This is a genomic window from Chryseobacterium glaciei, from assembly GCF_001648155.1.
Classification (GTDB): Bacteria; Bacteroidota; Bacteroidia; order Flavobacteriales; family Weeksellaceae; genus Chryseobacterium; species Chryseobacterium glaciei.
This window is the reverse complement of the sequence record NZ_CP015199.1, coordinates 4,500,241-4,514,399: the sequence shown is the minus strand read 5'-3', so window position 1 is coordinate 4,514,399 and position 14,159 is coordinate 4,500,241. Positions and strand designations below refer to the sequence as shown.

The 14,159-nt window shown below is 31.5% G+C and carries 11 protein-coding genes; 2 read left to right on the top strand and 9 right to left on the bottom strand.

Features of this window, described 5'->3' with window-relative positions; translation table 11 throughout:
* Positions 1 to 12 precede the first annotated feature (12 nt).
* Entirely contained in the window at positions 13 to 2,235 is a 2,223-nt protein-coding gene (gene bglX / locus A0O34_RS20445) for a beta-glucosidase BglX (protein ID WP_066758819.1), read from the top strand.
* A 419-nt stretch (positions 2,236 to 2,654) separates the two neighbouring features.
* Positions 2,655 to 4,094: a glycoside hydrolase family 30 protein gene (locus A0O34_RS20440; RefSeq protein ID WP_066758817.1), complete on the top strand. Its 1,440-nt coding sequence runs from the start codon at positions 2,655 to 2,657 to the stop codon at positions 4,092 to 4,094.
* Positions 4,095 to 4,211: 117 nt separating this feature from the next.
* On the opposite strand, the gene A0O34_RS20435 is transcribed toward A0O34_RS20440, so the two are convergent.
* The 9 genes from A0O34_RS20435 to A0O34_RS22470 all read right to left on the bottom strand — a co-directional run bounded on the left by A0O34_RS20435 (position 4,212) and on the right by A0O34_RS22470 (position 13,601).
* The gene (locus tag A0O34_RS20435; protein ID WP_157886082.1) at positions 4,212 to 5,171 is read right to left on the bottom strand and encodes a hypothetical protein; all 960 of its coding nucleotides are present in this window, start codon (positions 5,169 to 5,171) and stop codon (positions 4,212 to 4,214) included.
* Between the two features lie 7 nt (positions 5,172 to 5,178).
* Positions 5,179 to 5,949: a hypothetical protein gene (locus tag A0O34_RS20430; protein ID WP_066758815.1), complete on the bottom strand. Its 771-nt coding sequence runs from the start codon at positions 5,947 to 5,949 to the stop codon at positions 5,179 to 5,181.
* Positions 5,950 to 6,400: 451 nt separating this feature from the next.
* A complete protein-coding gene (locus A0O34_RS20425; protein ID WP_066758814.1) occupies positions 6,401 to 7,237 on the bottom strand; it encodes a hypothetical protein in 837 nt (278 codons plus the stop codon).
* Positions 7,238 to 7,241: 4 nt separating this feature from the next.
* Positions 7,242 to 9,719 (bottom strand): lysozyme family protein, encoded by a 2,478-nt coding sequence (locus A0O34_RS20420; protein WP_066758812.1) that lies wholly within the window; start codon positions 9,717 to 9,719, stop codon positions 7,242 to 7,244.
* 13 nt (positions 9,720 to 9,732) lie between these two features.
* Entirely contained in the window at positions 9,733 to 10,563 is an 831-nt protein-coding gene (locus A0O34_RS20415; protein ID WP_066758810.1) for a DUF4280 and LysM peptidoglycan-binding domain-containing protein, read from the bottom strand.
* Between the two features lie 35 nt (positions 10,564 to 10,598).
* A complete protein-coding gene (locus tag A0O34_RS20410; RefSeq protein WP_066758808.1) occupies positions 10,599 to 11,654 on the bottom strand; it encodes a LysM peptidoglycan-binding domain-containing protein in 1,056 nt (351 codons plus the stop codon).
* A 268-nt stretch (positions 11,655 to 11,922) separates the two neighbouring features.
* Positions 11,923 to 12,732, bottom strand: coding sequence for an enoyl-ACP reductase FabI (locus A0O34_RS20405; RefSeq protein ID WP_066758806.1), 810 nt, complete (start codon positions 12,730 to 12,732; stop codon positions 11,923 to 11,925).
* A 122-nt stretch (positions 12,733 to 12,854) separates the two neighbouring features.
* A complete protein-coding gene (locus A0O34_RS20400) occupies positions 12,855 to 13,154 on the bottom strand; it encodes a hypothetical protein (protein WP_082891214.1) in 300 nt (99 codons plus the stop codon).
* A gap of 237 nt (positions 13,155 to 13,391) precedes the next feature.
* Positions 13,392 to 13,601, bottom strand: a complete 210-nt coding sequence (locus A0O34_RS22470) for a transposase (RefSeq protein ID WP_066758804.1) — start codon at positions 13,599 to 13,601, stop codon at positions 13,392 to 13,394.
* Positions 13,602 to 14,159 lie beyond the last annotated feature (558 nt).

The following is a 14,159-nucleotide window of genomic DNA, read 5'->3' as shown; positions in this document are numbered from 1 at the left end:
AAAAAGAACAACATGAAGAAGAAATGCCTTTTATTACTATTCGTAGCACTCGGAGTTGGTGCTTCTGCACAGAAATCTATAGATCAAAGAGTTTCGGAGATCTTATCTAAAATGACCTTAGAGGAAAAAGTAGGTCAGCTAGTTCAGTACAGCGGTTTCGAGTATGCAACAGGTCCTCAAAACTCCAATTCGGCAAGTGTTTTAGATGAAATAAAAAAAGGTAAAGTAGGTTCAATGCTGAATGTAGCAGGAGCAGAGGAAACCAGAAAATTTCAGGAATTAGCTTTAAAATCAAGGTTAAAAATTCCTTTGTTGTTTGGTCAGGATGTAATTCACGGGTACAGAACAACGTTCCCTGTGAATTTAGGTCAGGCAGCAAGCTGGGATTTAAGTTTAATTGAAAAATCTGAAAGAATTGCCGCAACAGAAGCCTCTGCTTACGGTATTCACTGGACGTTTGCGCCAATGGTCGACGTTGCCAGAGATCCGAGATGGGGTAGAGTAATGGAAGGTTCGGGTGAGGACACTTATTTAGGAACTCAAATCGGTTTAGCAAGAATCAAAGGATTTCAAGGAAAAGGTCTGGGAAATATTGATGCAATTATGGCTTGTGCAAAGCATTTCGCAGCATATGGAGCGGCAGTTGGCGGAAGAGATTACAATTCTGTCGACATGAGTTTAAGACAGTTAAATGAAACTTATCTGCCACCATTCAAAGCAGCTGCAGAAGCAGGAGTTGCCACGTTTATGAATTCTTTTAATGATATTAATGGAATTCCGGCAACGGCAAACAAATATATTTTAAGAGATCTTTTAAAAGGCAAATGGAACTATCAAGGTTTTGTGGTTTCAGATTGGGGAAGTATCGGCGAAATGGTTCCTCACGGGTACGCAAAAGACAATAAAGAAGCTGCCGAAAAAGCAATCATTGCAGGAAGCGATATGGATATGGAAAGCCGTGCTTATATGGCTGAACTTCCAAAATTGGTTCAGGAAGGAAAGGTTGATCCTAAATTAATTGATGATGCAGCAAGAAGAATTTTGGTTAAAAAATTTGAAATGGGATTATTTGATGATCCTTACAGATTCAGCAATGAAAAAAGACAAAAAGAGCAATTAAACAATCAAGATAATAGAAAATTCGGAAGAGAATTTGGTTCGAAAAGTATTGTTTTATTGAAGAATGAAAAAAAGATTCTTCCGCTTTCAAAAACTACGAAAACGATTGCATTGATTGGCCCTTTTGGAAAAGAAACAACTGCAAATCACGGTTTTTGGTCGATTGCTTTTAAAGATGATAATCAAAGAATCATCACTCAGTTTGACGGAATTAAAAATCAATTAGATAAAAATTCAACTTTATTATACGCAAAAGGTGCCAACGTTGATGATAAGGATAAATCTATGTTTGCTGAAGCGGTGGAAACTGCAAAAAAAGCAGATGTTGTGATCATGACTTTAGGCGAAGGTTCAGCAATGAGCGGTGAAGCGAAAAGTAGAAGTAACTTACATTTCACGGGAGTTCAGGAAGATTTATTGAAAGAAATTGCAAAAACAGGAAAACCAATTGTGCTAATGATCAACGCAGGAAGACCTTTGGTTTTTGATTGGGCAGCAGACAATATTCCGACGATTGTTTACACTTGGTGGTTGGGAACGGAAGCCGGAAATTCTATCGCAGACGTACTTTTCGGAACTGTAAATCCAGGTGGAAAACTACCAATGACATTTCCAAAAACAGAGGGACAAATTCCGGTTTATTATAATCATTACAACACAGGAAGACCAGCTAAAAATGATACGGATAGAAACTATGTTTCAGCTTATATCGATTTAGATAATGACCCGAAATTTCCATTTGGTTATGGTTTAAGTTATACGAATTTTAAATATTCTGATATGAATTTAAGTTCAACAAACCTTAAAGGAAATCAGACGTTAAATATCAGTGTAAATGTTTCCAACACCGGAAATTATGACGGAGAAGAAGTGGTGCAGTTATACATCAGAGATCTATTCGGAAAAGTGGTAAGACCTGTGAAAGAATTAAAAAACTTCCAAAAAGTATTCATCAAAAAAGGAGAAAGTAAAACCGTAAACTTTACGCTGACTCCCGAGGATTTAAAATTCTATGATGATGAATTAAACTATGATTGGGAAGCCGGAGAATTCGATATTATGGTGGGAACTAATTCTAAAGATGTTCAGACAAAAAGGATCAATTGGTCAAAATAAATATTAGTTTACAAAAACTGAGAGCGGGATGAAACCTGCTTTTGGTGGTAAAAGACGTGAGTTTTTTAAGCAAACGCAATTTTTGTCATTCTTGAAAGAATCTAAATAATTTTTTGTAGAGATGCTTCCAGCATGATAAACTTTGAAAATATATTAATAGAATTTAATCTAAAAATTTTAACGCAAAGATTTATTTAAAAGGATTATTGACTTTAAGGAGGCAAAGAAAATCAACAAAGTTGATTAGTTGAAGCGTACGTTTTATAGTTATGCTTAATCAGCGACTTGTCGCAACTCTTTGCTCCCTCAAAATTATATTTATTTAAATAAAACTTTGCGTTAAAAAAAGAAGATTAAGGGTTTATCAAAATAAATAATGAAACGAGAGTGATTTTCTCTCCATAAAATAGAAAGAAATTATGAAGAAACTAGTAGTAAGTTGTTTTGTAGTGGGAGCTTTTTTTAATGCAAATGCTCAGAATTACTGGAAAAAAAATGCAGGAAAAACAGCGAAAGTAATTTTCACCAATTCTAAGACCAACGAAAAAATGGTTGATAAAGGAACGGTGAAATTCGAAAAGATGGATCAGCCAAAAGAAACTGATGCCTGTGTTTTTGTAGATCCTGATTTTAAATATCAAAAATTAATAGGAATCGGAGGTGCTATTACCGATGCATCGGCCGAAACTTTTTATAAACTTCCAAAAAATAAGCAGAAAGAAATTCTTGAGGCTTATTATGGGAAAAATGGGTTGGGATACACGGTTGTTCGTACCAATATGAATTCGTGTGACTTCTCAAGCGATTCTTATACGTATGTGACTGAGAATGATAATTCATTAAAATCATTCAATGTTGCGCACGACGAAAAGTATAAAATTCCATTAATTAAAGAAGCTCAAAAGGCAATTGGAAAAGATTTTACGTTCTATTTTTCTCCGTGGAGTCCACCCGCTTGGATGAAATCTAATAAAAGCATGTTGAAAGGAGGTAGATTGGAAAATAGTTTCTATCAAACCTGGGCAGATTATTATGTAAAATTCATCAAAGAATACGAAAAAAGAGGAATTAATGTTTGGGGATTGACCGTTCAAAACGAACCGATGGCAACGCAAAGCTGGGAATCTTGTATTTACACCGCTGAAGAAGAAGGGGAGTTCCTGAAAAATAATTTAGGCCCAACTCTTTGGAAAAACGGATTTAAAGATAAAAAAGTAATGATCTGGGATCATAACCGTGATTTGATCTACCAAAGAGCAACAACAACATTAAGCGATCCTGAAACGTCAAAATATGCATCAGGAATCGGTTACCACTGGTACGAAACATGGAATAACAAAACACAGCTTTTTGATAATTTAATTGAAACTCAAAGGGCTTTTCCGGATAAATTTCTGGCTTTTACAGAAGGTTGCAAAGAGCAATTTGACATGTCTAAAATTTACGATGTAAGTTTAGGCGAATTGTACGGAAAAAATATGATCAATGATTTCAACAAAGGAACTGCTTTATGGACCGATTGGAACGTTCTTCTAGACGAAACCGGTGGACCAAACCATGTTGGGAATTTCTGTTTTGCTCCAATCATCGCGGATACAAAAACAGGGGAAGTTCATTATACCTATGAATATTATTATGTAGGCCACGTTTCCAAATTCATTAAGCCAAATGCGCAAAGAATTGGAAGTTCATCCAACAGAGCTGCTCTAACCTCAACAACTTTCATGAATGAAAATGGACAGCTAGTTACCGTAATTATGAATGATTCCGATAATGATATCGATACCAATCTTTGGATCGAAGGAATGTCGGCCAAGCTATCTGCACCTGCGCACTCTATACAGACCGTAATTTTATAACATTATATTAACATTTTTATTAAGTTTCGGCGGCACCAAAGGTGCCGCTGAAACTGTTTTTGTTGAGTAATTAGCTAAAGAAAGCGAATAGAAAAATTATATTTCTCATTAAAATAATCATTTTATCTTTTTTAAAGGCATTTTATTATTCCCTAAATTGATAAAATATATAGGGTTTCCTGAAATATAAAATTCATTATCAGATCTTTCAATATATATTGTTCCCATATCATCTGAAGATGTATCATAATTTATTTTGATTTTCCCATTATCAACTTTTTCTGCTTTTATATTTGAATATTTATTCTTTATACCTTCTTCAGTAACATTTAGTGAAATATCATCTAACGAATTTATTGTAATGTCAAAAACCGTTTTTACATTATCTCTATTCGATGCTTCAAAATAATAAGTTCCATTCCATAAATTATCTTTAGACTCTTTGATTTTGTAGGAATCATCCTTGGGAAATATTTTTTGTTTTACAGAAATTATTTTTCCTGATGAATTTATCTTGCTTTGTGACCATTTTTCTACATTTGCTCCAGATTCATCTTCGGCTATATCAAGTATGTAGATATTATCTTTATCAACATAGTAATTTCTTTCTCTTACGGTTAGAGCTTCAGAAAAATTTATTGAATTATAAATGACAATAGAATCAGTAATCTTTTTATTAATTTCAACATATAATGTTGCTTGATGATATATATCTGTATTTTCAGTATTACTAGGTTTTGTGGTTTTAATGAAAAGTGTTGTTGTAGAATTTATACTCCCTAAAGAAGCTATGAAATTTAAAGAGCTTAATTTTTGATAATCAAATTTGATTTTTGACAAAGCACATTTTAAATTATCATCTTTTATTTGCTTATCAGAACGTTCAAAAAAACCATCATTTAATTTACAAGTACTATCAATTGAGTTTATAAAATTCAAATCTGAAATTAATGAATCTCCTTGCCATTCTTTATTTAAAGTAATTTTTTTTGTGCTTGTATTTGGATTAAAATTTTCTTGCACTTTCTTGCAAGAAAATATACTTAATAAGCATAATATAATTATTAAATTTTTCATCCTTTGATTATTGTGGAGAATCTGGTACGTCATCACTTGACTTTGCCCAATTTATTGGGTAACCATTTTGAGTTTCTTTTAAATCAGAGCGTTCTATTTTAATTACACTACTTTTTAAATAGTATTTATTCTGATTTTTATAAATAATAGCTAGAGGATTTGAAGACTGGCTATTTAAATCAAAAATATAGAGTTTATTATTATCAATTATTTTAGTGCTGATTTTATAATTAAATTCACCATCACCACTAAAACCAAATTCCTTATTTTGATTAAAAATATTTATGTAGTAATTACCTATTTTTTTACTATCAAGGTTATATGGATATAGCCAATAAATTCCTTCCCAGCTTGAAGATTGATTACTATTATTTAAAGCGTTATTTATCTGATTTAAATTGTCTTGTAACTTATTTTCTTCTTTTATAAACTTAACTACATAATTTTTATTTGTATTTATATCTTTTAAATCTATAGTTATAGATTTATAATCGGGATAGGTAATTAAGTCTTTGACTAAATCTAATTGATAAATATTTTTAGGATCAATATCTTTTATTGTTTGATAATTTTTAAAATCAGAAGGACAGCAAGACTTTAATTCATTTTCAGACTTACTTTCATAATATTTTAGAAAAGTATTGAATGATTCCTCATAAATCTCTTGCTTGTTTAATTTCTCAAACTTTTGAAACGTATCATTATGATATATTTTATCAAAAGATGGAATAGTTAAATTAGAATAGATATCTTGTTGTATAACATGATTGATAGGCAAATAATTTGAGGTTTTTTCATCGCCAGAAAAATTATAGCCAACATCATATTTAGTAGTTATGCTAAACTTGTGATTACTTTCTAATATTAATTTTTTACCATCAATATTATCTGATTCTAAAAATTGTTTTGTAAGATATATTGTATCTCTTTTTTTTATAATTTTAAAATTTTCATTAATATTCTCATTATTAGAGACTAATTCACCAATTAATAAACTAATATCCGTGTCTACCGGAATTTTTAAATAATTTTTTAAGTCTATTTTTTGATTTTTATTATTGGTAGATATTTGTTCTTTTTTTTTGGCAACTTACAAGAGTGAAACTATAAATTAATCCCAATAAAGTATATAGTAATATTATTCTTTTCATAATGATAATTTAATCCCATTTTTTTGTATAATTTAAGTATTAATTATTTTTAGATCATTCTAACTTGATATTAGATTTCTATTCATTACATTTTTTTAGTATTAAATCTTTATTATTGCTATCTTGATTAAATTGACATTCTGTCATTTCTCTTTTATTAGTTTTATTGTTATAGAAGCCATACCAATAGAAATTTATAGTATTTTCATCGATGACTTTTACGTACGCAATAGGCTTATCATTTATATATTCCTTCCAATCTAGTTTAATTCCATAAGTCCCCAAATCTTCAGGTATTTCTTTTAACTTATAAGCAATTCCTTTTTCAAAATCATATCTTTTTGTTTCAGTCATTTCAATGTATATTTGGTTTGCTAGAACAATCAATGATGCATTTTTATTCTGAACAGTCATACTAGCAATGCCTTCTCCACAGTTTATTTTCCAACGACCATTTATAGAATAATCAATTGATTTAGTAATCTCATCATCATCGCAATTATTTTCTTTTATTAATTTAATTTTAGATTTATATAATTCATCAATAAATAATTCGTTATTTATTTTCAAGTAGAATGGTTCTATCTTTTCAATACTAATACTTTCATAATCATTGGTATTAGTATTAAAGCCTTTATATGAAATTTTTTGATTGTTATTTGAAATCTGAATTTTTGTTATCATATCGGACTCTTGTCCCATATTATGATAGATTGAATCTTTATAAAATTTATAAGTTTCTATTTCCGCATCACATGGCTTGAATAAATTGTTTCCAGATTTGTTTTGAGTAACTCTTAAAAAAGTGTGTCCTTGAAGTGTTTCGTTACTTTTATTTTGAATTATTTCTTTTTTTTGACATGAAATAAAAGTGACAAATAATATAAAAAGAAATTGTATTTTTTTTTGTAGCATAGTTTTAATTATTTTTTCTTACTTCTGTGATTGTATAATTATGTCGACCTCCATTACTTTTACCTTCTATGAGCAGATTTTCATTTATAAACATTTTGTTATTTGAACTTGTTCCAGCATCTCTTGTTTTAGAACCAACATCAAAAAAGGTGTAATATCTTTTCCCATTTTCGCATCCAGAACCTACTATTACGAAAAAATGATCTGTTGCTTTATGTGCATTATATGAAGTTTGTCTTAAGTTATCATCAAGTCCAACAACTACTGGTTTACCTATTTTTAATTGAGAGTCAATATAATCAATTCCTGAATTAGCATTTACTGATGATAAGTTTTTACCATCTTGATTTGCTATAATTATACAATTTGCTCTAGAGCCCCCAATTACGCCATAATTTTTTAGAATTTCAACACTTGCAGCCCAACATTCACTAGGTTTTTGTGTAATCCATAATTCTGGTTTAGCTATATTATAATGTGGCTTTTGACATTTGCATTTTGAAATTATTTCAGATGTTTTTACAGATTCCCCACAACAATCATAACCAAACTCCTTTAAAAATCCCTTTTTTAAGTGTAAATTACTAATACCTTGTAATTCTTCTTGCAAAAATTTATTATAATGTTCTATACATATTTTTAATTTTGTTGCTGGCTGACGTTTACCTTTAAATTTATAATGGCTTTTGTCATCCATTTCAGGTAAACTGGCCCATATAAAACAAGCTTCACTTTGAATTGAATTTTCTATATTATTGTTAATTACTTTTTTTATTAGATTAGGACGTTGAGCTTTCATTATAGCAAGGCATACTTTATCTTGAGATTCAGGAGAGTAATCTAAAATTTTGTATTTTTTTATGTAATCATGTTCTGCAACATATTTTCCAGTTTTTTTATTATTATCATCTAGTTCTTCTCCATTCATCCACCACCAAGTATATCTCATAACTTGATAAGCTCCTGCAGCACTTGAATCTCCATACATTTTTTGAGGATGTGAACTAAAATCTGTGATTTTATTTCCTCCAAAAGCGGTGCTATAACCACGTTGAAAATTATGAGAAATATATGCCTCTTCCATTTTTTTAGTTTCTTTATTGTAAACAGAAGATTTTATTAATTCTCCTGTTCCTTCACCTACCCTTAACATCCTCATAAACGCTCTAACTCTAGCTTCACATTCACAAACTTTTTCCTCTTTTTTCTGATCTGCTTTTTTAGCCTTCACCCCCGAAGTACTCACCCTAGTCTCCACTTTAATCTTAGGCGCAGAATCATTCACATTAATCACCTCAGAATCTACACTTTGCCCTGCATATTCTATCTCTAAAAAATATTCCTGTTCACTGCCTTCTTTAAAATCATCACCTTTTTTGCGAATTTCATTGGTGAGATTAAGCGTTGCATAACTTTCATCCCCACCTAAAACATAATTATTCTCATAAACCAATTGATCAGAAATATCATCTTCCCATATTTTCAGTTTTATGGTTTTTCCTTTCATGTCTTTGGAAATGATTTTGGCTTTTACCTGTGTTCCAAACTTCATGTTTTGGTAAGGTTTTCCCAAAAAATCTACGAACTCAACACTTATAATTTTTCCTTTTGGATCAGGAGCCTTAGTTTTTGCCTTTGGAGTTATAGGTGTTTTGTAGGTATCCTTCTTTGGCGCAGGTGGAGGTGGAGTAGGACGTTTATTTACCTTTGGTTTTTGTGGCGTTTTGTCGGGATATTTAAGATCAAAAGCCTTTTGTATCGGATTACTGAAATCAGGATTTGCGATATTTATATTGTTACTGGCTTCAAGTTTCCCATAATAATCTGCTGTTACATAATATTCATGATTTTTACCCTCACTTTTATCACCTTTGGCTAATTGCATATTGGCAATCATCGATGCCTGCGTATAAAAAGCCATATTGAATCTTGCTTCTGCCTTACCTCTTTTTACGGTTGCAGAAATTGGGATCGGATTTATTTTATTGATCTCATTAATTTTGTTGTGTCCCTCTTTTAAGGCATCATCTTCCCAAAGTGTAAAATGAAGCTTTTCACCTTCCATATCTGTGCACTGAGCTTTTGCAATCAGGGTATCAAAATAATGCAAAGGTTTTGTGACCTTATTATAATTAACATCCAGAAGATCAACTTTTAGAATTTTAGGTTGTCCGGCTCTTTTAGTTTTGATAATTAATTCTCCCTTATCGTTTCCTTTTGTAACAACAAGCTTTATTCCTTCTCTTGAAAGACTGCTTTGTTTGAAAGTATAAGATACGCTTTCCCCCTGTTTGGTATTTTCAGATGTTTTGCGCCATTTTCCATGTTCCAAAACAAGAATTTGCCATTGTGGAATTTCTGAAATAGGGTTAAAAACATTGATGTTATTCGATAAACCTCCAAAATTGACAAGAGAAATTGTATATTTTGTTTCCTTTCCTATTTCGGGATTTTTGTCTCCTATGATTAATAACTGTGACATAAAATAGTAAGTTTTAAATATAAAAATTTTCTCCGTCTAACTCATCTGTAAACTCCTCCAAATCCACCAAAGGATTAATATAACTATGCACTTTCGCATCAGCATTTTTGAAATTCTGTTTGCTAAGCTGGGCTTTCTGTCCGTGATCCATAACTTTTATTTTTCCACCAACAGAACATTGGAGTTCGGAAATTTTTGTGAGTAAGGCGTTATCCAAAACTTTCACGTCTTTATAAAACTTTTTCCATTTTCCGGCGGGAGCAAAACTGCAGGGCTGTCCGTTTTTTACAGAACAGTTTCCAAAAGGAACAGCGGGAGGGTTGAATTGCAGGTCATTTTCTGTCACAGCAAGATAATCTTCTGCACCATCTTTATCGTTGATATATAACTTTTTATGACTGCTTACCTTAAACTGTGGAAACTTTGTTCCTTTATCACAAATGGCCTTTCCTTTTTGGGCAACGAAAAGTTTCCCTTCATGTTCTCCGGCAGGTTTTTGTTTTGATTCTTTCTCTTGTTCCTTTTCTTTTTGCAATTCGGAAGATTGTTGAGATTCTTCGGAAGAAAATCCTGAGCTTTGATTTTCTGTAGATTGCTGGTTTTGCTCTTGAGTGTTCTCTTCAGCCTTTTTATTTTGCCTTTCAGCAATGTTTTTATGTATGGTTTCCACTTCATGTGGTTCGGGAATTGTGAGAATCATTCCTGCTTTGATCTCGTTTCCGATTCCTCTTTCAATGGAACCTTTGAAATTGTGAAATGATTTCAGGGAGTAGGCGCTGGGTAAACCTAATTTTTCGGCAAGGCTCAACAAAGTGTCGCCTTTTTTGACTTTATATTCTATCATTTGTGTAATTTTTGTGTTAATTCAAATTTATAAAATTATTTTCTATCTATTTGTATCTGTTTTGTTTCTTGAACGTTATATAGATATAAATCTATTTTTACATCAGCTTTCTGCAGAAATTTATATTGTTTATCAAGAATAAAATTGGCAGATATTTCAGATTCTAGCAATTCAGAATCCTCGGAATTTTCATAAGAATTTTCTAAATAACGAATAATTTCTTCCTGACTTCTCTGGTCAACGGATCGGGAAGATTGACTGATATGAATTTCATGGTCTAAATTAATTTCATAATGATTTTCATACAGAATCTTATATTGTGAAAATCTTCCTGTATTTTCTGCTTTTCCATTAGAGAACGTTTTAAAATAAGGTGAAAAATAAAACTGTATAAACAATTCACTTCTCAAATTTTTCAATAATAATTCCCTGTTTTCCATTCTGATATCTACTTTATCAATATATTGGCGAGAATTTTCGTCACTATATTTTTGAAGGAGTCTTTGTTTATTTTCTTTCCATTTATTCAAAATCACTCTATAGTTATGAATATCTGCAATTTTTCCGTTAAAATCTATCCCTAGTTCTACAGGAAATAAAACAGAAGAACAATCCAAAGCCAATTCGTACGCTTTCATGTCCGGTATTTCACCATTAATTAAGATTGAATTTTTATTAAATTTGAAAATATGATGCTGTTCATTCTTTCCAAGATATTGTATATCAACTTCAAACTCAGTTTCATTTTCCGTGCTACCTTCATTTAAATCAGTAATTTTAACCTTGTAAGAATGATCAATTCCTATGAAATTAGGAAGCAAAGAACTGTTCTTTATTAATGAATTAGAGTGTTCTAATCTGTTTTGTGAAGCTTGTTTTCTTTCTAATAAAATCTGTTCTATATCATGACTTTCAGGTACGAAAATTTCCTGACCTTCAAATAGGATATGACCTAAATGATTACTGTCTTTGGGAACATTTTGATAATGATAGTATTTCAAAATTTCCACAGTCGGAACATTGTAGAGAGCTGCGATTTGTTCCAATGTTTCTCCTTTTTTCACAATATGATGCTGCAAAAATAATTTCATAGAAAATCAGTTTTAAATCAAATTGAAATTAAATGTAGAAAGCATGAAGTAATACGAGATAGGAGGGATCGACAAAGAGTTTGCCTTTTGTAAGATATTTTGTTTCATTTGTTTGTGTTTTTACTTCTCAAAAATAAAAAAATAAATCACATAAGAGTTTAGTTTTTCAAAAAAAATAAAAATAATTTGAAATTTGAGCACGAAAAAGCCAAAGTAAAAATTCTACTTTGGCTTTTAATATTATTTAATAATTTGTATTAGCTACAATTTATTCAAGATCATATTTTTGGATAACCTTTTGAGAAACTCCTGTATTACTGAAACCACCATCGTGGAATAAGTTCTGCATTGTTACTTTTTTAGTAAGATCAGAGAATAAAGTTACACAGTAATCTGCACACTCAAGAGCTGATGCATTTCCTAGTGGAGACATATCTTCAGCATATCCTAAGAAACCTCCGAAACCTTTTACTCCGCTTCCTGCAGTTGTAACGGTAGGAGACTGAGAAACCGTATTTACACGTACTTTTCTCTCACCCCAATAGTATCCGAAAGTTCTTGCGATGCTTTCCAAATACGCTTTGTTGTCAGACATATCGTTATAGTCCGGGAATGTTCTCTGAGCTGCGATATAAGAAAGCGCCAAAATACTTCCCCATTCGTTCATACAGTCTTTTTCCCATGCCGTACGCATTACTTTGTGGAAAGAAACCGCTGAGATATCCCAACCTTTTTCTGTCCAGTCGTAATTCATTTCTGTATAATGTTTCCCTTTTCTTACATTTACGGACATTCCTATAGAGTGAAGGATAAAATCTATTTTACCGAATTTTGCGATTGCAGCATCAAAAAGTTTTCCAAGATCCTCTGTAGAAGTTGCATCTGCACCAATAACTTCAGAACCTGTTTTTTCTGCTAAACCATTAAGCTCTCCCATTCTCAACGCAATAGGAGCGTTTGATAAGATAAATTCAGCACCTTCTTCATGACATCTTTCAGCAACTTTCCATGCGATAGATTGTTCATTAAGGGCTCCAAAAATAATTCCCTTCTTGCCTTTAAGTAAACCGTATGACATAATTTTTTAATGTTTATTAATATACAAATGTAGCAATAATTTGTGTTTAGAGCATAATAAAAAAACGGAGCCTTTATAAAAAAGCTCCGTTTTTCTTGAAAATATTTATATGACTGAAATTTTTAGTTGGTTTTCTTGTTCCATTCTGCCTTCACATCTTCTGCGGCATCTTTGGTTTTTTCCCAAGCATCATTCGCATGATCTTTTACGCTATCCCAAGCGTCAGAAGCATTATTTTTCACTTTATCAAGCCAGTCTTCCTGAGTTGCTTCCTCGTCATTTGCTCTTTTTTCATTGATGTAATCTTTGGCTTTATCTGCCAATTCATTCACTTTCCATTTTGCTTTTTCAGCTGCATTCTCTAAAGAGTTTTTTGTGTCGTCTACTGCATTTTCTGCTTTGTTGTAATCTGAATTGTTCATAATAGTAAATATTTTTGTGTGTTGCTAGTAAATAATCAATAACCATTCCTAAAAACAGGAGTCTTTGTTAAAATTTTCATAATATTTTTTTAAGAGCCTGTTTAAATTTTGTTCAATACTAATTTTATAACGGATAATTTGACCATGTTTTCAGAAGTTTCCATTAGGAGTTCATAATTTCTGCATAGTCTTCTGTCGTTATCAAACCAGGAAAGAGTACGTTCAATAATCCATCGTTTATGAATGGGGTTCAAATTTTTTTTCTTTTTTATCGTTTCGCATAACGATTTGAATGGTGTAACCAAACTTAGTTTTTATTTCTTCAATAATCTCTCCTCTATAACCTCCGTCCGCTAGGATTACCTGAAGCGGGATCAGTAAATATCGCAGTGTTTTCATCAGTAACAATACCGCTTTACTGTCATGAACATTGGCTACACTTACCATGTTTCTACCTTGTTGTAGTAGATCAGCTTGCCAAGTATCTGGGGTTTTATTTTTCTGAAGAACTCGATTTCTTCAGATTTGCCGGTAAATCCATTGGATAGTATGTGATCCTTCATTTTACATAGTAGATCACGAAGAAGCACCGTCATACGGTAGGACTCATCGATAATGTGTTGACCTTCTGCTCCTGCTGTGAGATGCTCAAAAGAGCATCCCGATAAATTCGTTGTGACATGGTAAATAGTTTAAGTGAATAATCATTATTCCCTAAGAGGGTTCTTTTAGGTCACTCAACTTAAGAATTTTAATCTTATTTCTTACTAATGAGAAATAAGAATAATTCATTAATTCCAATACGAATACCACTAGTCAATTATACTTTAATAACTAAAAAGCTTTATGAAAGGACATTTTCAAAAAAAAATCCCTGGAGATATCCAAGGATTAAAACTACTGACCGTAACTCAAATTAAACATGAGTTATTTAATTATAAGTCATTTAAACTTTTTACATTATGAAATAGTGCTTCTACTGTAATATTTATTTTTTACAGTATT